General features: G+C 60.9%; 23 protein-coding genes. 13 read left to right on the top strand and 10 right to left on the bottom strand.

What is annotated here, in order from left to right; translation table 11 throughout:
* The first annotated feature begins 32 nt into the window (after positions 1-32).
* Positions 33-611 (top strand): YqaA family protein, encoded by a 579-nt coding sequence (locus ACTRWK_RS10450; protein WP_037944190.1) that lies wholly within the window; start codon positions 33-35, stop codon positions 609-611.
* The gene (locus ACTRWK_RS10445) at positions 611-1,078 is read left to right on the top strand and encodes a disulfide bond formation protein B (RefSeq protein WP_288960319.1); all 468 of its coding nucleotides are present in this window, start codon (positions 611-613) and stop codon (positions 1,076-1,078) included. The genes ACTRWK_RS10450 and ACTRWK_RS10445 overlap by 1 nt, the downstream gene beginning before the upstream one ends.
* A 21-nt stretch (positions 1,079-1,099) precedes the next feature.
* Here ACTRWK_RS10445 and ACTRWK_RS10440 read toward each other — a convergent pair whose 3' ends face one another.
* Positions 1,100-1,537 carry an Lrp/AsnC family transcriptional regulator gene (locus ACTRWK_RS10440; protein ID WP_037944188.1) on the bottom strand — a complete coding sequence of 146 codons (438 nt, stop codon included), beginning with the start codon at positions 1,535-1,537 and terminating at the stop codon, positions 1,100-1,102.
* A gap of 111 nt (positions 1,538-1,648) precedes the next feature.
* Here ACTRWK_RS10440 and rocF point away from each other — a divergent pair, with 111 nt between their 5' ends.
* Both rocF and ACTRWK_RS10430 read left to right on the top strand, forming a co-directional pair.
* Positions 1,649-2,569 carry an arginase gene (gene rocF / locus ACTRWK_RS10435; RefSeq protein WP_037944187.1) on the top strand — a complete coding sequence of 307 codons (921 nt, stop codon included), beginning with the start codon at positions 1,649-1,651 and terminating at the stop codon, positions 2,567-2,569.
* A gap of 21 nt (positions 2,570-2,590) precedes the next feature.
* Positions 2,591-3,640 carry an ornithine cyclodeaminase gene (locus tag ACTRWK_RS10430; protein ID WP_289081144.1) on the top strand — a complete coding sequence of 350 codons (1,050 nt, stop codon included), beginning with the start codon at positions 2,591-2,593 and terminating at the stop codon, positions 3,638-3,640.
* A 13-nt stretch (positions 3,641-3,653) separates the two neighbouring features.
* Here ACTRWK_RS10430 and ACTRWK_RS10425 read toward each other — a convergent pair whose 3' ends face one another.
* Together ACTRWK_RS10425 and dksA are read right to left on the bottom strand one after the other, a co-directional pair.
* Positions 3,654-4,823 carry an FAD-dependent monooxygenase gene (locus ACTRWK_RS10425; protein ID WP_037945013.1) on the bottom strand — a complete coding sequence of 390 codons (1,170 nt, stop codon included), beginning with the start codon at positions 4,821-4,823 and terminating at the stop codon, positions 3,654-3,656.
* A 113-nt stretch (positions 4,824-4,936) separates the two neighbouring features.
* The gene (dksA, locus tag ACTRWK_RS10420) at positions 4,937-5,359 is read right to left on the bottom strand and encodes an RNA polymerase-binding protein DksA (protein WP_037945012.1); all 423 of its coding nucleotides are present in this window, start codon (positions 5,357-5,359) and stop codon (positions 4,937-4,939) included.
* A 163-nt stretch (positions 5,360-5,522) separates the two neighbouring features.
* On the opposite strand from dksA, the gene ACTRWK_RS10415 reads away from it, so the two are divergent.
* The 6 genes from ACTRWK_RS10415 (at position 5,523) to ACTRWK_RS10390 (ending at position 10,750) form a co-directional block, all read left to right on the top strand.
* Entirely contained in the window at positions 5,523-6,362 is an 840-nt protein-coding gene (locus ACTRWK_RS10415; protein WP_037945011.1) for an AAA family ATPase, read from the top strand.
* 335 nt (positions 6,363-6,697) lie between these two features.
* Complete coding sequence (locus tag ACTRWK_RS10410; RefSeq protein WP_037944185.1) at positions 6,698-8,062, top strand: DUF2927 domain-containing protein; 1,365 nt, start codon at positions 6,698-6,700, stop codon at positions 8,060-8,062.
* A gap of 18 nt (positions 8,063-8,080) precedes the next feature.
* Positions 8,081-8,254: a hypothetical protein gene (locus tag ACTRWK_RS10405; RefSeq protein WP_005853331.1), complete on the top strand. Its 174-nt coding sequence runs from the start codon at positions 8,081-8,083 to the stop codon at positions 8,252-8,254.
* A gap of 3 nt (positions 8,255-8,257) precedes the next feature.
* A complete protein-coding gene (locus ACTRWK_RS10400; RefSeq protein ID WP_009826960.1) occupies positions 8,258-9,445 on the top strand; it encodes a vWA domain-containing protein in 1,188 nt (395 codons plus the stop codon).
* 84 nt (positions 9,446-9,529) lie between these two features.
* Complete coding sequence (locus tag ACTRWK_RS10395) at positions 9,530-9,955, top strand: OsmC family protein (protein ID WP_009826959.1); 426 nt, start codon at positions 9,530-9,532, stop codon at positions 9,953-9,955.
* A 111-nt stretch (positions 9,956-10,066) separates the two neighbouring features.
* The gene (locus tag ACTRWK_RS10390; protein WP_037944183.1) at positions 10,067-10,750 is read left to right on the top strand and encodes a M48 family metalloprotease; all 684 of its coding nucleotides are present in this window, start codon (positions 10,067-10,069) and stop codon (positions 10,748-10,750) included.
* On the opposite strand, the gene ACTRWK_RS10385 is transcribed toward ACTRWK_RS10390, so the two are convergent.
* The 5 genes from ACTRWK_RS10385 to ACTRWK_RS10365 all read right to left on the bottom strand — a co-directional run bounded on the left by ACTRWK_RS10385 (position 10,747) and on the right by ACTRWK_RS10365 (position 16,424).
* Entirely contained in the window at positions 10,747-11,292 is a 546-nt protein-coding gene (locus ACTRWK_RS10385) for an RSP_2648 family PIN domain-containing protein (protein ID WP_037944182.1), read from the bottom strand. The genes ACTRWK_RS10390 and ACTRWK_RS10385 overlap by 4 nt on opposite strands.
* Entirely contained in the window at positions 11,292-12,518 is a 1,227-nt protein-coding gene (locus tag ACTRWK_RS10380; RefSeq protein ID WP_051843955.1) for an RSP_2647 family RNA methyltransferase, read from the bottom strand. The genes ACTRWK_RS10385 and ACTRWK_RS10380 overlap by 1 nt, the downstream gene beginning before the upstream one ends.
* Before the next feature lie 57 nt (positions 12,519-12,575).
* On the bottom strand, positions 12,576-13,193 hold the full coding sequence (locus ACTRWK_RS10375) for a DUF6778 family protein (protein WP_005853320.1): 618 nt from the start codon (positions 13,191-13,193) through the stop codon (positions 12,576-12,578).
* Between the two features lie 148 nt (positions 13,194-13,341).
* Entirely contained in the window at positions 13,342-13,614 is a 273-nt protein-coding gene (locus tag ACTRWK_RS10370) for a hypothetical protein (protein WP_037944181.1), read from the bottom strand.
* The gene (locus ACTRWK_RS10365; RefSeq protein ID WP_289081145.1) at positions 13,611-16,424 is read right to left on the bottom strand and encodes a bifunctional [glutamine synthetase] adenylyltransferase/[glutamine synthetase]-adenylyl-L-tyrosine phosphorylase; all 2,814 of its coding nucleotides are present in this window, start codon (positions 16,422-16,424) and stop codon (positions 13,611-13,613) included. The genes ACTRWK_RS10370 and ACTRWK_RS10365 overlap by 4 nt, the downstream gene beginning before the upstream one ends.
* 227 nt (positions 16,425-16,651) lie before the next feature.
* Between ACTRWK_RS10365 and ACTRWK_RS10360 the strand changes: the two genes are divergently transcribed.
* The 3 genes from ACTRWK_RS10360 (at position 16,652) to ACTRWK_RS10350 (ending at position 18,465) form a co-directional block, all read left to right on the top strand.
* Positions 16,652-17,059 (top strand): DUF2852 domain-containing protein, encoded by a 408-nt coding sequence (locus tag ACTRWK_RS10360; protein WP_074634990.1) that lies wholly within the window; start codon positions 16,652-16,654, stop codon positions 17,057-17,059.
* Positions 17,060-17,129: 70 nt separating this feature from the next.
* Positions 17,130-17,576 carry an RDD family protein gene (locus ACTRWK_RS10355; RefSeq protein WP_005853312.1) on the top strand — a complete coding sequence of 149 codons (447 nt, stop codon included), beginning with the start codon at positions 17,130-17,132 and terminating at the stop codon, positions 17,574-17,576.
* A 67-nt stretch (positions 17,577-17,643) separates the two neighbouring features.
* Entirely contained in the window at positions 17,644-18,465 is an 822-nt protein-coding gene (locus tag ACTRWK_RS10350) for an arginyltransferase (RefSeq protein ID WP_132996663.1), read from the top strand.
* A gap of 98 nt (positions 18,466-18,563) precedes the next feature.
* Here ACTRWK_RS10350 and ACTRWK_RS10345 read toward each other — a convergent pair whose 3' ends face one another.
* Both ACTRWK_RS10345 and ACTRWK_RS10340 read right to left on the bottom strand, forming a co-directional pair.
* On the bottom strand, positions 18,564-20,918 hold the full coding sequence (locus ACTRWK_RS10345) for a TRAP transporter large permease (RefSeq protein ID WP_005853308.1): 2,355 nt from the start codon (positions 20,916-20,918) through the stop codon (positions 18,564-18,566).
* Between the two features lie 15 nt (positions 20,919-20,933).
* Positions 20,934-21,902 carry a TRAP transporter small permease subunit gene (locus ACTRWK_RS10340; protein WP_180827635.1) on the bottom strand — a complete coding sequence of 323 codons (969 nt, stop codon included), beginning with the start codon at positions 21,900-21,902 and terminating at the stop codon, positions 20,934-20,936.
* Positions 21,903-21,971: the final 69 nt, after the last annotated feature.

Below are 21,971 nucleotides of genomic sequence, written 5' to 3'. Positions count from 1 at the left end.
ATTGAACAGAAAACAATACCGGAGACCGCAGTATGATCCGACGGCTATATGACTGGGTTCTGGGCCTGGCAAACCACCCGCACGCGCTTTGGGCCCTTGCGGTTGTGGCATTCCTTGAAAGCTCTGTTTTTCCCATTCCGCCGGATGTGCTGATGATCCCGATGATCCTTGCGCGCCCGAACCGCGCATGGCTCATCGCGGGGATCGCACTGGTCGCGTCGGTCTTGGGAGGGCTGCTGGGATACGCCATCGGTGCGCTGGCATTTGAACAACTGGGGCAACCGATCCTTGCCAGCCTTGGCAAAGGCGACGCGATGGCGGAATTCTCGGACCGGTTCAACGGCGTCGGCTTCTGGGCTGTGCTGACTGCGGGCGTCACGCCCTTCCCCTACAAGGTGATCACGATCATGTCGGGGTGGACGGGGATGCCGCTGGCGACCTTTATCGTGACCTCGATCCTTGCGCGCGCGCTGCGGTTCTTCATCGTGGCGGCGCTGCTGTGGAAATTTGGCGCACCTATCCGCGACTTTGTTGAACGCCGTCTGCCTTTGGTATTTACGGTATTTGTCGTGCTGCTGTTCGGCAGCTTCTTCTTGCTGAGGTATCTGTGATGACGCGAAACACCTATGTCCTGATCGCTACGCTGGGGTCTGCTGCGCTGCTGTTGGGGGCCTTTGGGTTCCAACACATCGGCGGCTATGCGCCTTGCAAAATGTGCCTGTGGCAGCGGTGGCCCCATGCGGCGGCGATCCTGATCGGGGTGATCGTTCTCTTTGGTGCGCCGCGGGCGTTGATCTGGCTGGGCGCGCTGTCGGTGGCGATCACGGGGCTGATCGGGGTTTATCATGCGGGGGTGGAATGGAAATTCTGGCCCGGGCCGTCGTCCTGCACCGGCGGCGGCATGGACCTTGGCGCGATGAGCGGTAGCGATCTTTTGTCCACCAGCGCGCCCTCCGGTCTGGTCATGTGTGATGACATCGTTTGGCAGCTTTTCGGTCTGTCCATGGCGGGTTGGAACGCGGTCATTTGTGCCATCCTGCTGGCGTTCTGGGTCTCTGCCGCGCGCGCACCGCGCTGAACCATCTTGCAGGCCGCGGCCCTAGGAGGCGGCCTGCCCTGCCTTGCGCGTCTTGAGCAAAAGGCTCGTCTCGCTCGCGACCACCCCGTCGAGCTTGCGGATGCGGGCCAGAACCTCGTCGAACTCCTCAAGCGTTTTGGTGCCGATCTCGACGATCACATCCCATCTGCCATTGGTCGAATGCACGGCACGCAACGCCGCCATTCCGGCCAGCGTGCGGGTGATGCGGTCAGCGCCACGGCCCTCGATCTCGATCATCATCAATCCGCGTACCGGATCGGCACGCACGTCCGAGCGCGTCACGACGGTAAAGCCCAGGATCTCTCCGCTTTGTTGCAAACGGGCGAGACGCGCGCGCACGGTGGTACGTGACAGCCGCAAGGCCGCCGCCAGATCAGACAGAGACGCCCGCGCGTCGTCGCGCAGCGCTGCCAGAATTGCTTCGTCCGTTGTGTCCATCTTGGCTGTCCAGTTTGGTCAAATAATCTCCGATTTGGTCACTTTAGATGATTGTTTCTGACCAGACCAGCTAGATATCGTCGCGGAAACGTTGACGAAAGGATCTCACCCATGTCTGGACAAAACTGTATTCTTCTTGGGGCCCCGCTGGATAGCGGCAAGCGCCGGTTGGGCTGTCTGATGGGCCCCGATGCCTATCGCACCGCAGGGTTGGCGGGCGCGCTGACCGATCTGGGCCATAGCGTCACAGACCGTGGCAATGTCGCGCCTGCGCCCTTCACGCCCGGAAAGCACCCGAAACTGCACGCGCTTGAGGAAACCATCGCCTGGACACATAGCCTGGCCGAGGCCACCCAAGCCGCCTTGCAGGATGGCACCCCGATCATCATGGGCGGCGATCATGCGCTTGCCTCAGGCACCGTGTTGGGCGCGATGCGCCATGCGCAGGCGCAGGAACGCCCCCTGTTTGTGCTGTGGCTGGACGCGCATAGCGATTTCCACACGCCCGAAAGCACCGACAGCGGCAACCTGCACGGCACCCCCTTGGGCTATGTGACAGGGCGCGAGGGCTTTGATGCCTTCCCCGATCTGCCCTACCCGCTTCCCCACGATAATATCGCCATCATCGGCCTGCGCTCTGTCGACGCGGCAGAGCGTGCGGCCTTGCAAGAAACCACCATCCAGCGCGTCGACATGCGCGAGATCGACGAGACGGGCATCGCCACGCCGCTGAACACCTTCCTTGAAAAGGTCGCTGCGGCGAACGGGATGCTGCATGTCTCGCTTGATGTGGATTTCCTTGATCCGTCCGTTGCCCCCGCGGTTGGCACGACTGTCCCCGGCGGTGCGACCGTGCGCGAAGGCCATCTGGTGATGGAAATGCTGCATGACAGCGGGCTGATGACCTCGCTTGATCTGGTAGAGCTGAACCCCTTTCTGGATGAACGGGGCCGCACCGCGCAGCTGATGGTCGATCTGGCCGCCTCTGCCTTTGGCCGCCGCGTATTCGACCGCCCCACCCGCGCCTATTGATTTGAGTAAAGGACCACGACCATGACCAATCTGACCCCCTCTGACAAGGCGCTGGTGCCCTTTGTATCCGTCGACAATATGATGACGCTGATCCACCACATCGGGATTGAACCCATGCTGATCGGGCTTGGGGAGTATATCGAGGCGGACTTCAAACGGTGGGAGCTGTTTGACAAGACCCCGCGCGTTGCCAGCCATTCGGAACAGGGCGTGATCGAGCTGATGCCGACCTCGGACGGCGAGGTCTACGGGTTCAAATATGTGAACGGCCACCCCTCGAACACCGCAGAGGGGTTGCAGACCGTGACCGCCTTTGGCCTGCTGGCGAATGTGGCCAACGGTTATCCGGTGTTGCTGTCCGAGATGACGATGCTGACGGCGCTGCGCACGGCGGCAACCTCTGCCGTGGTGGCGCGGTTGCTGGCCCCCAAGGGCGCGCATGTGATGGCGATGATCGGGAACGGGGCGCAATCCGAATTCCAGACCCTCGCCATGAAGGCCATCGTCGGCATCGACGAGGTGCGGCTTTACGACATCGACAAAGATGCCACCGCCAAATGCGCCGCCAACCTGCAAGATCTGGGCATCAAGGTCGTGCCCTGCGACACCGCGGAAGAAGCGATGCTGGGCGCGCAGATCGTCACCACATGCACGGCGGACAAGCAATATGCCACCATCCTGACAGATAATATGGTCGGCAGCGGCATCCACATCAACGCCATCGGCGGCGACTGTCCGGGCAAGACCGAACTGGCCCCCGCGATCCTGCACCGCGCAGGGATTTTTGTGGAATACCCCGAACAGACCCGGATCGAGGGCGAGATACAGCAGCTTGAACCGGATCACCCTGTGACCGAGATCTGGCAGGTGTTGACCGGTCAGGCGCAGGGGCGCACCGATGACAAGCAGATCACCCTGTTCGACAGCGTCGGCTTTGCGATCGAGGATTTCTCGGCGCTGCGCTATGTGCGCGACCAGATCAAGGCGACCGATCTGTTCGACCCGCTTGACCTGCTGGCCGACCCCGAAGATCCGCGGGATCTGTTCGGCATGTTGCAAAGGGCCAAGTAACGGCGACGGTAGCCTATTTCGGCGCGGTCACATCATGGTGGTACAGCCAGTTGAACGCGCCGACCATCGCCCAGGGTGCAAGGGTGCTGCCCAGCTTTAGCCCCAAATGCGCGGCCGACCGCAAAGGCCCGGGGCGCAAATGATAGCGCGCGGCATTGCCTGCCGCCGCTTTGACGACGCGGGTAACACGGGGTTGGCGCAGGTTTTGATAGCGGGCGAGCGCCTGTTCTGCGGGGTGGTTCAGTACGCTGTCGGCCAGCACCCATGCATCTTCAAGCGCCATATTGGCGCCCTGCGCTAGGAACGGCAGCGTCGGATGCGCGGCATCCCCCAGCAAGACAACCCCGCCCTGATGCCACGACTGCGCAACCGGATGCAGGTGGAGCCCCCAAAGCGTGCAGGTCTCTACCGCATTGATCATCGCGGCAGCCCGCCCGCCAAAGCCCGCAAAAGCCTTTCGCAGGTGTGCCGGATCGTCCGCATCGTTCCAGCCTTCGGCGGCCCAACTGTCACGCTCTTCCACCGCGACCAGATTGACCAGCCGCCCGCCGCGCAAAGGGTAGCTGACCAGATGCCGGCCCGGCCCCATGGTGACATGGGCCTCGTCTGGGTGGTTGAAATCATTGCGCACAACCGCGCGCCACGCGACCTGACCGGTGAACTTTGCCTGATCCGCGCCATTCAACACCGCACGCGCCCGGCTGTGGATCCCGCTGGCATCAACGATCAGCTCTGCCCGTCGGCGCGACCCATCGGTTAGGCGCAGTTGCGGTGTGGCACCGGGGGTCACCTCTGCCACCTCGGCCCCGAGCTCTACCGTCACATTGCCCCGTTTGGCCGCGCCCAGCAGGATGTCCACCAGATCGGCGCGGTGCACGAACACATAGGGATATGCGCCCTGCCCGCGCATCAGGTCCAACCGCGCCACACGCGCCCCAGCCTTGTGATCCTGCAAGACCACCGCCTGCCCGCGCACCGCCGCGCGTTCGGTCAGCTTCGCGTCAAGCCCCATGGCCCGCAACACCGCGATACCGTTAGGGCTGATCTGGAGACCGGCACCGACCTCGGTGATCGCCGGAGCCTGCTCCAGCAGCGTGACAGCCATGCCGCGGCGCGACAAAGCCGCTGCGGCGGCCAAGCCGCCGATACCCCCACCAATAACGATTGCGTTGCCGATGCCCATTTCGCTTTCGCCTGCCTTGCCAACTTCATACACAAAAGCGCCGGGCTCTCACCGCGGCGCTTTCATTATCATTCTCGCGCAAATGCGATCATTTGCGGCCCGTTACCGGACGATCAATCGTCGCGGTGAACTTTCTCGCGGCGCTCGTGACGTTCTTGCGCCTCAAGGCTCATCGTGGCGATTGGACGCGCATCCAGACGTTTCAGCGAAATCGGCTCTCCGGTGACAGAGCAGTAGCCGAATTCACCCTCATCGATGCGGCGCAGCGCCCCGTCGATCTTGCTGACCAGCTTGCGGGCGCGGTCCCGTGTGCGCAATTCCAGCGCGCGATCCGTTTCCTCGGAGGCGCGATCGTTCACATCGGGGATGTTGCGTGTCCCGTCTTGCAAGCCCTCGATCGTGTCCCGGCTTCCCGCCAGCAGCTCGGCTTTCCAGTTCAATAGTTTGCGTCTGAAGTATTCGACTTGCCGATCATTCATGAACGGCTCGTCTTCGGCAGGTGTATAACCATCCGCCAAAAAAACTTCCTGCTTCATATCATTCCCCATCGCGGTCTTAAATCCTGTCATGAAGGCGCGTCTCCCGACATCACTCCCGTGGCGTGCATCTAACGCAGCGTTAGCGGATTGTCACTACACAATGCTTATGTTTGTTGGTTTAAGGACCAAGAATAGCGCGTTGAAGAAGGTTGAAAACAAGATGAAATTCCAAGGTACTCAAGATTACGTCGCCACAGATGACCTCACGATTGCGGTGAATGCGGCTGTAACGCTGGAACGACCTCTGCTTGTAAAAGGTGAGCCCGGCACAGGTAAAACGGAACTAGCCCGACAAGTGTCAGCCGCCCTTGGCCTGCCCATGATCGAATGGAACATCAAATCGACCACCCGTGCGCAACAGGGCCTATACGAATATGACGCCGTCAGCCGCCTGCGCGACAGCCAGCTTGGCGAAGAGCGTGTGCATGATGTGAAAAACTACATCCGCAAGGGCAAGCTGTGGCAGGCGTTTGAGGCCGAAGGCAAAACCGTGTTGCTGATCGACGAGATCGACAAGGCCGACATCGAATTCCCCAACGACCTTTTGCAAGAGCTCGATAAGATGGAGTTCTTCGTCTACGAGACTGGCGAGACGATCAAAGCCGAAAACCGCCCCATCGTCATCATCACCTCGAACAACGAAAAAGAGCTGCCCGACGCCTTTTTGCGCCGCTGCTTCTTCCACTACATCCAGTTCCCCGAGATGGACACGCTGCGCAAGATCGTCGAGGTCCACCACCCCGGCATCAAGGAATCCCTGTTGACCACGGCGCTGACCCAATTCTACGAAATCCGCGAACAGCAAGGGCTGAAGAAAAAACCATCCACGTCGGAAGTGCTGGATTGGCTCAAGCTGTTGCTGGCCGAGGATATGGATGCCGCCGATCTGAAAAAAGACGGCAAGTCCGCCCTGCCAAAGTTGCACGGTGCGCTGCTGAAAAACGAACAGGACGTGCATCTGTTCGAACGGCTTGCCTTCATGGCACGCGCGCAAAAGTGACCCCAAAGGGGCGCGGTGCGCCGCGCCCTGATCCCGCATAAAGGGAATATCCAACCGCCCGCGCGTTATTTCACGGCTGCAAACGCGCCCGTCCTATTTGTGACGTCTAAGCAACGATGGTCATAAGCCTGCCTTATTTGTTAACATTTTTCTCTGTTTTGACATGGTTGCTCCCTAGAATGGTCTGGATGGCGGGCGAAAAACACCTGTAATCAGCTCAAAAGGGCAGTCAGGTAGATGATGGATATGATTTTTGCACCGTTCGTGCGCCGCGTGTTGGAGACTGTTAAAGTTGTCCTTGCGGTCCCTGCACCTGCCACAACGGGGTCGCATCCATGAAGAAATACCTTTTGCTGCCCTTGATGCTGGCGATCAGCGCCTGCGTTCCGGCCTCGCATCCCGGTGTGGTGACCCGCGCCGCGATGGAACCCGCCTCAACCTCTTCTTTGCCCGCGATGAAACGGTTCACCGTTCATCAATCGCTGCCGGCACCGCGCTCCAACAACGACCTCAGCCTCGATTTTATCGAACTGTCGTTCCGCATGGAAAGCGGCAAGGAGCTCCCCGTTTTCACCCGTTTCGAAGGTCCGGTCACCGTGCGCGTCATCGGTGCGCCGCCCCCGACCCTTGGCCCCGATCTGACCGCGCTGCTCAATCGCTTGCGGCAAGAGGCCCGGATCGACATCAGCCCGACCAGCGGCACGAATGCCAATATCACCGTCGAAGCTGTCAGCCGTCGCACCATCAGCAAAGTGTTGCCCCAAGCCGCATGTTTTGTGGCCCCGAATGTCAGCAGCCTTGATGAATACAAGAAGGTGCGCCGCACCGCGCAGACCAACTGGTCCTTGCTGAAAACCCGCAGCCGCGTGTCGATCTTCATCCCCAATGACGCCAGCCCGCAAGAGGTCCGCGATTGTCTGCACGAAGAACTGGCCCAAGCGCTTGGTCCTCTCAACGATCTGTATCGCCTACCGGATTCCGTCTTTAACGATGACAACGTGCATACGGTGCTGACCGGATTTGATATGATGATCCTGCGCGCCTACTACGATCCGGCGCTGCGGTCGGGCATGACACGAGGCCAGGTGGCAAACGCCCTCCCGGGTATTCTGGCACGGATCAATCCGGGCGGCACATCGACCAAAGCACGCTTTCTGACCCGCACCCCCCGCGCCTGGAATGCCGCCGTTCAGGGCGCGCTCGGGCCCGGTCGCTCCAGCGGGCAACGCCAGGACGCGGCCTATAGCGCCATCAAGATCGCACAAAGCCTGGGCTGGCAGGATCACCGCCGCGCGTTTGCCCATTACGCCATGGGGCGCGCGTTGCAATCTGGGGATGCCGAAGCCGCGCATGAACAATACAAGATGTCCGACCTCTTCTACGCCCGCACCCCCGGCACCGATCTGCACCGCGCCTATGTGGCGACGCAGCTTGGGGCCTATTCGGTCTCCAAGGGTCAGGGTGCCGAAGCGCTACGTCTGATCGCGCCGCATATCGACACCGCACGCCGACGCGAGAACGCCGCCCTGCTCAGCACCCTGCTGTTGCTGCGTGCCGAAGCGCTCGAGCTTGAGAACCGCGCGGCCGAGGCACAGGCCGTCAGGGTGGACAGTTTGGGCTGGGCACGGTACGGATTTGGCTCTGACTGGGCTGTGCGGGCCAAAATGCGCGAGATCGCGTCGCTTAACCCGCTCAAATAACTAGCGAAACGGGTTAAAATGATCGTCATACTTCTCGCCGTGATCGGCGCTGTTATCGGGGGGCTGACCGCCCGTAAACGCAACGGCAACCGCAAGGATATCGCACAATACGCGGCCGGGTTTGCGATGGCCTTTATCATCGTCGGCATGATCCTTACAGTCGTTCTGGACCGAGTCCTAACCGGAGCGTAATTCATGTTTCTGCCGTTCTTTGACCAACTGCGCCAACACAAGGTGCCGGTGTCCATGCGCGAATTTCTCGCCTTTCTCGACGGGATGGCAGCCGGGCTCGCGACCTATGATGTCGATGCCTTCTACTATCTCGCGCGCACCAGCATGGTCAAAGACGAACGCAACATCGATAAATTCGACCGCGCCTTTGCAGCCGCGTTCTCGGGCCTTGAAAACATCAGCCTCGACGATGTGATGGAGGCCGTGGACATCCCGCACGAGTGGCTGGAGAAAATGGCCGAAAAGCACCTCACCCCCGAGGAAAAGGCCGAGATCGAGGCCGCGGGCGGTTTTGACAAGCTGATGGAGACGCTGCGCAAACGGCTCGAGGAACAGAAAGGCCGCCATCAGGGGGGCAATAAATGGGTCGGCACCGCAGGCACCTCGCCCTTCGGGGCCTATGGCTACAACCCGGAAGGCGTGCGCATCGGCCAGAATGAATCGCGCCACCAGCGCGCGGTCAAGGTCTGGGACAAACGCGAATTCAAAAACCTCGACGACACGGTCGAACTGGGCACCCGCAACATCAAGGTCGCGCTGAAACGTCTGCGCCGGTGGGCCCGTGACGGCGCGAATGACGAACTTGATTTGGGCGGCACCATCCGTGCGACGGCGGAACACGGCTACCTCGATGTCAAAACCCGCCCCGAGCGGCGCAACGCGGTCAAGGTGCTGCTGTTCCTGGATGTGGGTGGTTCTATGGACCCGCATATCAAAACCGTCGAAGAACTGTTCAGCGCCGCCAAGTCCGAATTCAAACACCTCGAACACTTCTACTTCCACAACTGCCTGTATGAAGGCGTCTGGCGTGACAACCGCCGCCGCTGGACGGAACAGCTGGACACGATGGAGGTGCTGCGCACCTACGGGCCGGATTACAAATGCATTTTCGTGGGCGACGCGTCCATGTCGCCTTACGAAATCGCCTACCCCGGTGGCGCCAATGAACACTGGAACGCGGAGGCCGGATCGGTCTGGCTCTCTCGGGCGCGCGAACAATGGAACAGCAACCTCTGGATCAACCCGATCCCAGAGAAATACTGGCCCTACACACAATCCATCAAAATGGTGCAGGAAATCTTTGGCGCAGAGGCCATGGTGCCCATGACCCTCGAAGGGCTGAGCCGCGGGATGAAGACCCTGACCCGGTAATCAGCCGCCACCCCATCATAGATCGGAACATTCCACCGCGCCCCCGCGTTTTCACCATGAACCCAAATGGTGAAAGGAATTCCCATGATCAAGAAATCAGGCTCCGCAAAATGGACAGGCAACCTCAAAGAGGGCAAAGGCCATGTCTCCACCCAGACCGGCGTGATCAGCGACCAACCCTACGGCTTTAACACCCGTTTCGAAGGCAAAGACGGCACCAACCCCGAAGAGCTGATCGGCGCGGCCCATGCGTCCTGTTTTTCGATGGCGCTGTCAATGATCCTTGAAGACTACGATCTGGTCGCCGATAGCATCGAAACCAAGGCCACGGTCTTCCTTGAACAAAAAGACGGCGGCTTCCATGTGCCGAAGATTCACCTTGATGTGGAATGTGTCATCCCCAATGCCACACAAGAACAGTTCGAAGAGGCGACCAAAACCGCCAAGGAGAACTGCCCCATCTCCAAACTGATGACTGCCGAAATCACGATGGACGCAAAACTGTCCTGACCCTACCCCAGGGGCCGCGCCCGCCCGCGGCCCCTACTACGACCCCTTCACCCTTTTCCCAAATACTCATTCCACCCTTGCACCCCGCTCGCCTGCGTCCATATTGGGTGGATGATCCGCATCCTCCCCATACTTCTCGCCGTGCTCTACGGGCTTGCCATGTATCGGTTTTCTGCTTGGCGCACCGCGAAGGAGCTGGATGACAAATCGACTGAACTGCTCGACCCTGCCCTGCGCGAGATGACATCGAAGCTGGCCAGCGCCCTCGATCTGCCGCGGATCAAGGTGCATATCTACGAAGTCGCCCCCGTCAACGGTCTTGCCGCCCCCGATGGGCGGATCTTCATTACCCGCGGTTTTTACGAGAAATTCAAATCCGGTGACGTCACCGCCGAAGAGCTCGCGAGCGTGATTGCACATGAGCTCGGCCATGTGGCCTTGGGGCATTCACGGCGACGGATGATCGATTTTTCCGGCCAGAATGCCATGCGCGCGGCGCTTGGGATGATCTTGGGGCGGATTCTTCCCGGTGTCGGTATCTGGATCGCCAATATGCTGGCGACGCTCCTGGCCGCGCGGCTGTCGCGCAGCGATGAATACGAGGCGGACGCCTATGCCGCCGCCCTGCTGACCAAAGCGGGTATCGGCATCGCGCCACAGATTTCCTTGTTCGAAAAGCTGGAGGCACTGACCCAAAGCAACCACGGCACCGCCCCCGCCTGGCTGCTGAGCCACCCGAAGACCGCAGACAGGATCGGCGCGCTCACGGCGCTGCAAACCGCCTGGGACCGTTAACCAAGCGCCTTTGCCAGCCGCGGCAGCCGTGCTTTCTTCAGCAACGGTCGCATCTCCCACGGATGGCCTGACAGGCGGCGTGCCTCTTCCAGAACATGTGCGGCTACAGCTTCCATCACCTGCGGCTGCGCCAGCCAGACGCCGTGCAGATAGCTGTCGGGATCGACCCGCGCCAACCCCTCTTCAGCCAAGGTGCCACGGGGGAAATCCTTGGCATTCAGCGTCATGATAATATCGGCATGGCCGGTGATCGCGGCGGCCAGCACATGCACATCGTTTTCATCCGGCAGGTACAGCCGTGCCGCCACACCGGGGCTCGGGGGCACCTCGGCCTTGGGCCAGGCGGCGCGCAGCAAGGCGATCTCTGCGCGGGCCTGTGCCTCGCCCTCGGGGCCAAGCTTGATCGCGGCGCGCGCCCATTCTTCCAACAGGCGCGCGGACCACAGCGGTTCAAACACCCCCGCCCGCGCCGCGCCCATCACCATCTCGCGCATGACAGTGGGATAGAGCACGCAGGCGTCAATCAGGATGCGCAGCGCCATTACAGGCGGAAGAACAACGACTTGAGGTATCCCGTCTCGGCCAGTTGCGGCAGCTGCGGGTGGTCAGGACCGGCGAAACCGGTATGCAGCAGCGCTGCGCGCCGTCCCGCACGACCGATACCGCGCACAGATGCGGTCCGGAACTGCGTCAGATCCGCCGCGTGGGAACAGGAACACAGACCCAGCACGCCGTTTTCGGCCACCAGTTGCGCCGCCAGACGCGCCACACGTTCATAGGCGCGCAGACCGGCTTCAAGCGCGGGTTTTCCGGGGGCAAAGGCGGGAGGATCGCAGATCACCACGTCGAACTCTTCGCCCTCGGCCCGCAGTGCTGTCAGGATGTCAAAGGCGTCGCCTTGGCGCGTGGCAAAGCGGTCTGACACGCCCATAGCCTCTGCGCCCTGCTGCGCCAGCTCAAGCGCGGATGCCGATCCGTCGACCGCAACCGCAGAAGACGCGCCATTTGCCAGCGCGGCGAGTGAGAACCCGCCAACATGGGCGAAGACATCCAGCACGCGTTTGCCTTTGGTCAGGTTCGCCGCGAAGGCGTGGTTCGGGCGTTGGTCGTAGAACAGGCCGGTTTTCTGGCCGCCGGTGAGGTCAGCCATATAGATAGCACCGTTCATCGGCACTTGCACAGGCGCGCTTGGGGCCTCGCCATGCAGCACACCGCTTACGTCATCCAGCCCTTCAAGGCTGCGGGTCCGGCCCGACGCGTTCTTGAGCACGTGGCGCACGCCGGTTTGCTCCACCAGCGCTGCTGTCAGCGCATCGATATGCACATCGGCCCATGCGGCGTTGGCCTGAATGACGGCCGTATCGCCAAAGCGGTCGATCACCACACCGGGCAACCCATCGGCTTCGGCGTGGATCAACCGGTAATAGGGTGCGTCATACATCTGGTCACGCAGTTGCACGGCGCGATTGATATGGGCCTCGAACCAGTTCTGGTTCACCACGGCTTGCGCGTTCTGGTCCAGCATCCGGCAGAAGATCTTGGAGGCCGGGTTCACCGCGACCACCCCCATCACCTGACGGGCACTGTCTTCCAGCAGCGCGAGACTGCCGGGCGCAAGCGCCTTGGTGCGTCGGTCGGTGACCATTTCATTGGCATAAACCCAGGGAAACCCGTGCCGGATGGCGCGGGCATTCGCCTTGGGCAGCAGGCGCACCACAGGCAAATCGGAAGGGTCGGTCGAAGCGGGAGGGGAAAGGGGCGTTGTCATACCGCCCCCATTAGTCGGTTCCGCGCGTTTGGGGAAGCGCAGAGTTCGATTGCTGCCTCAATAGGCGGCAAGTTTCGTGCGTTTATAGCTGCCCGGCGTGGCGAGCTGCTGTTCGATCGCACGGGCCAGATCATGGATCATCACCGCATTGTCAGGCTGCGCCTCTGCGACGGGGGGCGCAAAGCTGCTCAGCTCTACCGCGACCTGACGGGGTTCGGCCAGCGGGTTGCCATTGCGCGCGTCGACAACGGTCAGGATAAACTCTGCCGACGGGGCTTCTGAGGCGGGGTTGTAGAACCGCAAGACCTCGACCTCCAGCGCGGCGGGCACGGGACCATAGGCGGTCACTGCCCCCTGGCGGATCGCGGCCTCGAAGATCGCGCGCACCTGATCGCGGCGGTCCGTGTCTGCTTCGCCATGCCAGACGATGTCGGCCGATTGCAGCAGGCTTGGCGCTTGTGCGACCCGCAGGTGGTCGGGCACAGAGACGTTGGTGTGCTGGATATGCACCGCGTCCAGCAACGTATCGGGCTGGTAGGCGTTCAGATTGTCCAGCAAGGACATGCGGGTCGAGGATGTGTCATACATCGCATTCCGGCTGGCAATATCCGCCGGTGCACAACCGGACACGGCAGCGGCACAGGCCAAAGCGATCAACAGTTTATGATGTTTCATTTACCCCTCCAAAAGCTGCTGACGATACGTATTGTGCAGCCATGTAACGGTAATGCTGCTCAATTAAGGCAGGAATGGGGCAAGAATGTTCAAAACCTAAGGCATCATTAGGGTATTTCGGCACGTTTGCGCCTTAATGTCGGCCTGTCTAGCTGCGCGGTCGGGTGCGCCAGCCGCCGCGCCGCCGAGGCGTGGCCATGTCGATCAACCCCTCTTGCATCACTTGGGTCATGGGATGGTCTTGGTTCTCTGCTGTCATGCTGTCCAACAAGGCGCGCAGGGCGGCTTTGGTATCCGCTTCCGCTGGCAGGCTGAGCGCCCAATCCAGAAAGATTGACCGACACTCCGCCTGGGTGATCCCCTCTATGCGGTAGGATTCAAAGATCAGCCCTTTGGGATCGTTGGGGTCCCCTTTGCTCATGTCGCGCCCCCGTCCGCTTTGTCTACGTAAGCGGCAAGTGCATCGGCGATGATTGTCGCGGCCTGATCGTAGCTTTGCGCGAGATGCGCGTGCAGTTCTTCGGGCGTGTCCACATCGAGGGAGCGGCACAGAAACCGCAAACCCGCCTGCCCCAGAGAATCCTCGCGCAGAACAGAGGATGACAGCAGCCGCGTCGCGGATTGCAGCGCCCAGCAGGTGCGGTAGACGCGGCGCAGCACCTCTGCCTGATCGGCGGTGATGACGTTCTGCGCCTCCGCATCCCCAAGCGCAGAGGTGATGTCCCGCGCCGTGGTGCCCGCCAGCAAGGCCCCGGCCTGCGCCAGCAACTCGATATCCTGCAAGCGCCCCGGCCCGTTCTTGGCATCCCAGATGCCGCCCGCCACCTTGGCCGTTGCCAGACGTGCGCGCATCGCCGCGACCTCGTGCAGGGTATCGGCACGGTCGCGCGACCGGGCGAGCACCTTGTCGCACAGGCGCGCCACATCCTGCATCAGATCATCGGGGCCGGTCACACAATCGGCGCGGGTCAGGGCCAGATGCTCCCACACCCAGGCCTGCCCCATCTGATAGCTTTCAAAACTCGCTAAACTGGTCGCCACCGGCCCCTGCGTCCCCGACGGGCGCAAGCGCATGTCCACTTCGTACAGCTTGCCTTGGGCCATCGGCGCGGTCATCGCGGTGATCATCGCCTGCGTCAACCGCGCATAATACAGCCGCGACGCCAGCGGGCGCTTGCCGTCAGAGCTTTCGACGCCAGCGGAATCGTAGACCACAATCATATCCAGATCAGAGGCAGCGGTCAGGCGGCGCGCGCCAAGTGACCCCATCCCGACCAGCACCGCACCGCGCCCGGGCGGCGGCCCGTGACGGCGCGAGAATTCGTCGATCACCACCGGCCAGAGCCCGCGCAACACCGCCCGCGCCAGATCGGCATATTGCGCCCCCACCGTCGCGGCATCAATCAGCCCGCGCAGGTGATGCACCCCGATCCGAAAATGCCATTCCTTGGCCCATCGACGACAGGTATCCAGCCGCGCCTCATAATCCTCTTCGGCCTCCAGCACCTCTGTCAGACTGTCGACCAAAGCGTCCTCTGCCGGCCATTCGCTAAAGAAATCCCCGCCGATCACCGCGTCGAACACCTGCGCATTGCGCGACAGATAGGCAGCGAGCGCGGGTGACGCGCTGACAATATCAACAAGCAAATCAGAGAGTTGCGGGTTGATCTTCAACAAAGAGAATAACTGCACCCCCGCGGGCAGCCCACCAAGAAAGCCGTCAAAGGCCAGCAATGCCTCGTCCGGTTTGGTGGCCCGTGCGAGACGCGCCAGCAATCCGGGTTTCAGCTCTGCAAAAAGCTCCGCCCCCCGGGCGCTGCGCAAGGCGGGGTAGTTCAGCCAACGGTCCACAATCGCAGCGTCAAAGACATGTTCCTCGGGCGCGGCAGCCGCTTCAGGGCGTGAGGTCGAGCCCGCAAAGAACCCTTCGGTCAGTTGGTGCACCTCTTCCAGCCGCCGTTCAAGGTCACTGCGCAGCGCGGGGACATCCATATCCATCATCGCGGCCAGCCGGTCGAACCCCTCTTCCGTTTGGGGCAATGTATGGGTCTGGGCGTCACGGATCATCTGGACGCGGTGTTCCACGGTGCGATGCGCGCGGTAGTGATCGCACAGCGTCTCGGCCACTTCTGAGGGGATCCATTCCTTTTCCGCCAGCACGGCCATGCCTTCGCAGGTGCCGCGCACGCGCAGATCTGCGTCGCGCCCACCGGCGATCAGCTGACGGGTCTGGGTGAAAAATTCGATCTCGCGGATACCGCCGCGCCCCAGCTTCATATTGTGCCCCGAAAGCGAGACACTGCCCCCCAACCCTTTGTGCTCACGGATCGCAAGGCGCATGTCATGGGCGTCCTGTATCGCGGCAAAATCCAGATGCTTGCGCCAGACGAAGGGTCGCAGCACCGAAAGGAACTGATCGCCCGCCGCCAGATCGCCCGCCGCAGGGCGTGCCTTGATATAGGCGGCACGCTCCCATGTGCGGCCCAGACTTTCGTAATACCGTTCTGCCGCTTCCATCGCGATGCACACGGGCGTCACACCGGAATCGGGCCGCAGCCGCAGGTCTGTGCGAAAGACATAGCCCTCGCCCGTGAGATCGTTGAGCGTCCCGCTCATCGCGCGGGTGGCGCGGACAAAGGCGGTGCGGGCATCGTGAAAATCGCTGGCGTCAAAGCGTGTTTCGTCGAACAGGCAGATCAGATCGATATCGGACGAATAATTCAGCTCGCGCGCGCCCATCTTGCCCATAGCCAACACGACCATGCCTGCGCCGCTGTCGGCGTCCTCTTCTGTCATGCCGGGCAGCTTTCCACGTTTGATCTGCGCTTTCAGCCCTGCGGTCAGCGCGGCTTGGGCGGCGGCGTCGGCGAAATCGGTCAGCGCGCCGGTCACCTCCTCCAGCGACCAAGCCCCTGCCAGATCAGCCAGCCCCGTCATCAGCGCCACGCGCCGCTTGCCTTGCCGTAGATGACTGGACAACTGGTCCGGAGGCACCGCGCCCGCGCTGTCGATCACCTGCTGCACCGCCCCTGCGGGATCATCGAAAGCCGCACGACACCAGTCGGTTTCCTTTTGCATCAACCCCAGAAGATAGGGCGACGTCGATCCCGCCCCCGCCACAAGTGCGGCAATTTCGGGCGGCGCATCGGGAAAGAGCGCGCGCGCATCCTGCGCCTGATCGGCCGTAAAGATGCGGGGACAGCGGGTGATCTGACTGGCAAGTGTTCTCATACGCCAAGCATTCGCTGGTTCTATGCCCGTCGTCAATGGCGCCGTGGCACCTGCTAACCCCCACCAAACACGTGCAAATCCAAATAATGTAAAAAAGATTTACATTATCCCTTGCAAACCACAGGGCGCACCCCGATCTAATGTAATGTGAAAGGCATTTACATTGCCCGCCACCGCACCGGCCCGCAGCGTTCAGGGCCACCACACTCTGACCGAAAGGGAACTTGATGACACAGACCTATGCACCCACCTACACCGCACAACGCAGTTGGCTGGGCCGTACCGAGGACTTTCTTGACGACAAGGGCAAAGGGGCCTGGATCGCCGCCATGGTTGTCGGTTTCATTCTTTTCTGGCCGCTTGGCCTTGCCCTTCTTGCCTATATGATCTGGAGCAAACGTATGTTTAAATCTTCGTCTTGCAGCAAACGCGCCCGCCGTGGGTCTATCACCGGGCGTTCAACCGGAAACGCCGCCTTTGATGCCTATAAGGCCGACACCCTGGCCCGTCTGGAGGAAGAGCAAACCAATTTTGAAGCCTTCCTGAGCCGTCTGCGCGACGCCAAGGACAAGGCAGAGTTCGACCAGTTCATGGCCGAAGGCTCCAAAAACGACGATGATGCGCAAAAGGCCTAAAGCCTGCGCGTTCAATCAACACCCCCTCCGCCACGGCGGGGGGGCCGATTTTCTCAAGGGACAGGACATGATGACCCCCACCACCCCCGATCCATTCGACCAGCCTGAATTCTATAGCGGCATTCCGACCAAGCGGTTCATGGCTTGGGTTGTGGACGCCCTGCTGGTGTTGATCGCCAGCGTGTTGATCCTGCCGTTCACCGCCTTCACCGGCCTGTTCTTTTTCCCGCTGCTGATGCTGATGGTGGGCTTTACCTACCGTGTCGCGACACTTGCCAGCGGGTCGGCCACCTGGGGCATGCGCCTGTTCGGCATGGAATTGCGCACGGCGCGCGATGAACCGCTGGATCTGGCCTCGGCGTTCTTGCATACTTCGGGCTATACGGTCAGCGTTGCCATGATGCCTTTGCAGGTGATTTCGATCATTCTGATCTGTGCGACCTCGCGCCATCAGAGCCTGAGCGACGTGATCCTCGGCACAGTCCCGCTGAACCGTCGTGTCGAAAGCGTGAACTGACCCAAACTTGTGCTTGGCGCGCTTTGGACCAGTTGTTAGAATTTCCTCCGAACAACAACGGATTTTCATGCGCCATACACTTCCCATCGCTCCGCAGTTCTATGTGACTGCGCCCCAGCCCTGCCCGTATCTGGACGGCCGGATGGAACGTAAACTGTTCACCGCGCTGCAGGGCGACTCCGCGACCAAGCTGAATAACAGCCTGTCGGGGCAAGGCTTCCGGCGGTCGCAGAATGTACTGTATCGCCCGTCTTGCACGGATTGCGCGGCCTGTCTGTCAGCGCGTATCAACGTCGCCGACTTCACCCCCAGCAAAAGCCAGAAGCGCACGATCAAGCGCAACGCGGGGCTGACGCGGCGGGCGACGTCGCCTTGGGCCACGGAAGAGCAATACGACCTCTTCCGCATCTATCTTGACAGCCGCCATGCGGACGGTGGCATGGCCGATATGGATGTCTTCGAATTTGCCGCGATGATCGAGGAAACCCCGATCCGCAGCCGTGTGATCGAATATACCGATACCCAAACCCGCGAGTTGATTGGCGTCTGCCTGACAGATGTGCTCGATGACGGGGTGAGCATGGTCTATTCGTTCTACAGCCCTGACCGGCCCCGCGACGGGTTGGGCAATTACATCATCCTTGACCACATCGAAATCGCCCGCGCGGCGGGTCTGCCTTATGTATATCTGGGCTATTGGGTGCCCGGCAGCCCCAAGATGGGCTATAAGGCCAAATTCTCGGGGCTTGAGGTCTATATGGGCGGCGCGTGGCAAAAGATGCGCAACCCCGATGATTTCGAACCCGAGCAGCACCCCCTGAACACCGACCCGATTGCCGAACAGGTGGCCAATATCGCCCTCCCCGATCTGAGCCCGACCAAAGGGTAAACCGTAGCGCTGAGGTGTATTGAACCGCTGTCATCCGCTGAAACGAAAAAGGCACCCCGCGGGGGTGCCTTTTGTTTTTGTGGTGGCCTGACCCCAGATCAGTTGGGGATCAGGTCCGGCACGATGGTCACGATGACCGGGAACATCCACAGCAGCGCCAGTGCCCCGACCTGGATCAAGACGAAAGGAATGATCCCGCGATAGATATGCGAAGTGGTGACGCTCGCCGGGGCCACGCCGCGCAGGTAGAAGAGCGCGAAGCCGAAGGGCGGTGTCAGGAATGACGTTTGCAGGTTCACCGCAATCATGATCGTCACCCACTTCGGGTCGAAAGTGCCGCCGTAGATCACCGGCCCGACAATCGGGATCACGATGTAGATGATCTCGAGGAAGTCGAGCACGAAGCCCAGCACAAAGAGCACCAGCATCACGATCAGGAAGACCGTCAGCTCGTTGTCGAAGCTTTTCAGCCACTGCTGGATGTAGTGCTCGCCACCAAAGGAGATCACCACAAGGTTCAGCAACTGCGACCCGATCAGGATGGTAAACACCATCGAGGTCACCTTGGCCGTCTCGCGGACCACGGGGCTTAGCACGCCCGAGGTATAAAGGATCCAGCACGAGAACAGCAGACCGAACACCGCGTATAGATACGCGCCATAGGCGACGAAGAAGGCAAACCAGCTTTCGACGCTCACGCCCTCTTGGTTGATGCGCAGGTCAAAGTTCACGCCGACAAGGATCGCGATCAGGATGGCCAGGGTTGACCAGATGATCACCTTGGGCGACCGGTCCATATCCTTGAGCTTGCGATAGGCGGCCAGCATGATCGCGCCACCTGCCCCCAAGGCCGCAGCGGGCGTCGGGTTGGTGATCCCGCCAAGGATCGACCCCAGTACCGCAACGATCAGGACCAGCGGCGGGAAGACCACGCGGATCAGCTCGTTACCGGCGCAAAGCTTCAGCGCATAGACCACACCATACATGACAGCCACGAAAGGCAGCGCCATCAGCAGCACCATCGCGCCCGAGGACGTGGCCGGACCGACCAGCAGGATATCGACCAGCAGTGTCAGCACCAGACCGATGCCACCGATGATCAACGGCCGTTTGTCCGCCGATGGTGCGACACCGCGACCGGTGGTCATGACCAGCGCCAGCAGGATCAGGATGATCGCAACACCGGTCCCGATGGGGGCGGCATTGGCAATCTTTTCAGCCTGCTTGGCGGCCAGCGCTTCTTCGGTCAGTTTTTCGCTGGCCTGTTGACCGCCCGCCGCCTCGATCGCGGCTTGCTCGGTTACCGCTTGATCCCATGCGCTTTGCCCATGCAGTTCGATCATCGCGGCCTGACAGGCCTCGCCGACGTTGGTACGCAGGCTGGCGCCCTGCCCGATGTCGCTAAAGCTGGACACGACAGTCGACTGGCTGCCCACGATGCCAAGGTTGCCCAGAACAATCGTGCCCACGATCAGCAGGGCTGGCATGCCAAGGAACCAGGTAAAGCCTTCGCCCCGCGTGATGGGTTCCGCATTGGTCGCCCCCATTGGCACTGCGGGCGCCTTTTCAGGGTTCAGCAGCGCATAGACAAAGGCGTAAAGCGCATAAAGCAGCGCCAGCATGATCCCCGGCAGCAACGCGGCCTGGAACAGCGTCCCCACAGACACAACCGCGGGCTGGCCCAAGTAGGTCAGCGCATCGGTACAGCCCACGGCGGTGGCACGCGCTTCTTGGGCGGCGGAGTATAGATCACCCGCCAATGTGCCCAGAAGAACGATAACGATAGACGGCGGAATGATCTGGCCCAAAGTACCGGAGGCTGCGATGACACCTGTCGCGATTTCAGGCGAATAGTTGTTGCGCAACATGGTCGGCAGCGCCAGCAGCCCCATGGTTACAACAGTCGCGCCCACGATCCCGGTGGAGGCCGCAAGAAACGCGCCCACAACCACAATCGACACCGCCAGACCGCCGGGCAGCGGGCCGAAGACGCGCGCCATAGTGGTCAACAGGTCGTTCGCGATCTTGGACCGTTCAAGCGTGATGCCCATCAGAACGAACATCAGAACCGCCAGCAACGTCTCGATCGACTGCCCCGCCAGAACGCGTTCGTTCATACGGTTTACGATAAAGCTGACGTTCCGGTCCAGCGCGACTTCCCAGCCTTGGGGGAAGACAGATTCACCGATCAGCGGCAAATCCGGATAGCGGAATTTCGATACCGCGTCATTGGGAACGCCCGAGTTCACCAGATCGCGATAGGCTTGCGACGATTGGTCAATCGCCTGATGCACCATCAGACCCGCACTATCGAGCGCGGCGATGATACCGAAAGAGATGATGCCAGCACCGCCGATGGCAAAGGCCACCGGGAAACCGGACAGGATGCCGCCAAAGAGGCAGGCAAAAACAATGATCAGGCCAATTTCGACCCCGTCGAGACCAAATAGCATGGGACGCCCCTTGAATTAATGTGTGCCCTCATAGGCTTCTTCGCCCTCGCCCAACGTATCGCGGTCGAGATATTTATCTTCGCTTTCAGGCCCTTCACGGAACTCTAACAAAGCGCGATAAAACACTGATATTGCTTGCAAGATCACCATTGCGCAGAAGGCACACAGCAGGATCTTGAACAAGAAGTAGCCGTTGAACCCGTTGGGCGAAAAGCCGATGGTTTCCACGTTCCACTTGAGCAAGCGCGCCTTGCGCAGCAGCAGCTCCAACCGGTCAGAGGCCGATGGGTTCGGTGTCACCAGATGGCGCCACAGGAAGAACCAGCCATAAAGCCATGTGACAATCGCAAAGGGGATCATGAAGAACAGCGCGCCGAACATGTCGATCACGCGCTTGGTACGGAATTTTGCGCCGGCATAGAAGAGGTCAACGCGCACATGCCCGCCTTGTACAAAGGTGTAGGACACACAAAGACATACGACCAACGCATTGAAAAGCTTCAACTCTTCCGCGAACCAGCTGATGTCGAACTGCAGCGGAATACCAAAGCCGATAGAGATATCGGGCCGGGTGAAAATACGTTGCATGAAGACGATGATGATCTGTTGCAGCACCATCAAAAGCCCGGCCCAGGCAAAGAAACGCCCGGTGACATTTGCGAAGCCTTCAAGCCCGCGCACACAGCCCCACATAAAGCTGCGTTTCCAGATGCCGACAGCCGTGACGATCAGCAGTCCGACGAGCAAGACAAAGAACAGCTCTACCGAGGCACCGTAATAGATGAACCGCATCAAGGCCTCGCTGTTGGACCAGTCCAGCCACATGGACGGGTTCAGCACCGCTGCAAAGAAATTGTAGAACGCTTCAAGTATGTTGCCCAGAATGAAGCTGATCAGGTTGCCTTCCTGGAACTGGTCCAAGCAGCTGATCTTGGCCCCTTCCGCCGCGCGGAAAAATCCAGCGCATACTGCATCTTCTGCCATTGATATCCCCCCTTCGCCCGCCCGGTTTCAGTGTGGGCTTGGTGCGAAAATTATCCTCGCTTTGCACGC

The sequence above is a fragment of the Sulfitobacter sp. G5_S2_6_S6 genome (assembly GCF_054968505.1).
The sequence above is the reverse complement of the archived record's forward strand: the minus strand, read 5'-3'. Positions and strand labels throughout refer to the sequence as shown.

Excerpts from the sequence above, each read along its gene's own strand:
- ACTRWK_RS10450 (WP_037944190.1), top strand. The coding sequence starts at position 33 with ATGATCCGACGGCTATATGACTGGGTTCTGGGCCTGGCAAACCACCCG.
- ACTRWK_RS10445 (WP_288960319.1), top strand. The coding sequence starts at position 611 with ATGACGCGAAACACCTATGTCCTGATCGCTACGCTGGGGTCTGCTGCG.
- ACTRWK_RS10440 (WP_037944188.1), bottom strand. The coding sequence starts at position 1,537 with ATGGACACAACGGACGAAGCAATTCTGGCAGCGCTGCGCGACGACGCG.
- rocF (WP_037944187.1), top strand. The coding sequence starts at position 1,649 with ATGTCTGGACAAAACTGTATTCTTCTTGGGGCCCCGCTGGATAGCGGC.
- ACTRWK_RS10430 (WP_289081144.1), top strand. The coding sequence starts at position 2,591 with ATGACCAATCTGACCCCCTCTGACAAGGCGCTGGTGCCCTTTGTATCC.
- ACTRWK_RS10425 (WP_037945013.1), bottom strand. The coding sequence starts at position 4,823 with ATGGGCATCGGCAACGCAATCGTTATTGGTGGGGGTATCGGCGGCTTG.
- dksA (WP_037945012.1), bottom strand. The coding sequence starts at position 5,359 with ATGAAGCAGGAAGTTTTTTTGGCGGATGGTTATACACCTGCCGAAGAC.
- ACTRWK_RS10415 (WP_037945011.1), top strand. The coding sequence starts at position 5,523 with ATGAAATTCCAAGGTACTCAAGATTACGTCGCCACAGATGACCTCACG.
- ACTRWK_RS10410 (WP_037944185.1), top strand. The coding sequence starts at position 6,698 with ATGAAGAAATACCTTTTGCTGCCCTTGATGCTGGCGATCAGCGCCTGC.
- ACTRWK_RS10405 (WP_005853331.1), top strand. The coding sequence starts at position 8,081 with ATGATCGTCATACTTCTCGCCGTGATCGGCGCTGTTATCGGGGGGCTG.
- ACTRWK_RS10400 (WP_009826960.1), top strand. The coding sequence starts at position 8,258 with ATGTTTCTGCCGTTCTTTGACCAACTGCGCCAACACAAGGTGCCGGTG.
- ACTRWK_RS10395 (WP_009826959.1), top strand. The coding sequence starts at position 9,530 with ATGATCAAGAAATCAGGCTCCGCAAAATGGACAGGCAACCTCAAAGAG.
- ACTRWK_RS10390 (WP_037944183.1), top strand. The coding sequence starts at position 10,067 with ATGATCCGCATCCTCCCCATACTTCTCGCCGTGCTCTACGGGCTTGCC.
- ACTRWK_RS10385 (WP_037944182.1), bottom strand. The coding sequence starts at position 11,292 with ATGGCGCTGCGCATCCTGATTGACGCCTGCGTGCTCTATCCCACTGTC.
- ACTRWK_RS10380 (WP_051843955.1), bottom strand. The coding sequence starts at position 12,518 with ATGACAACGCCCCTTTCCCCTCCCGCTTCGACCGACCCTTCCGATTTG.
- ACTRWK_RS10375 (WP_005853320.1), bottom strand. The coding sequence starts at position 13,193 with ATGAAACATCATAAACTGTTGATCGCTTTGGCCTGTGCCGCTGCCGTG.
- ACTRWK_RS10370 (WP_037944181.1), bottom strand. The coding sequence starts at position 13,614 with ATGAGCAAAGGGGACCCCAACGATCCCAAAGGGCTGATCTTTGAATCC.
- ACTRWK_RS10365 (WP_289081145.1), bottom strand. The coding sequence starts at position 16,424 with ATGAGAACACTTGCCAGTCAGATCACCCGCTGTCCCCGCATCTTTACG.
- ACTRWK_RS10360 (WP_074634990.1), top strand. The coding sequence starts at position 16,652 with ATGACACAGACCTATGCACCCACCTACACCGCACAACGCAGTTGGCTG.
- ACTRWK_RS10355 (WP_005853312.1), top strand. The coding sequence starts at position 17,130 with ATGACCCCCACCACCCCCGATCCATTCGACCAGCCTGAATTCTATAGC.
- ACTRWK_RS10350 (WP_132996663.1), top strand. The coding sequence starts at position 17,644 with ATGCGCCATACACTTCCCATCGCTCCGCAGTTCTATGTGACTGCGCCC.
- ACTRWK_RS10345 (WP_005853308.1), bottom strand. The coding sequence starts at position 20,918 with ATGCTATTTGGTCTCGACGGGGTCGAAATTGGCCTGATCATTGTTTTT.
- ACTRWK_RS10340 (WP_180827635.1), bottom strand. The coding sequence starts at position 21,902 with ATGGCAGAAGATGCAGTATGCGCTGGATTTTTCCGCGCGGCGGAAGGG.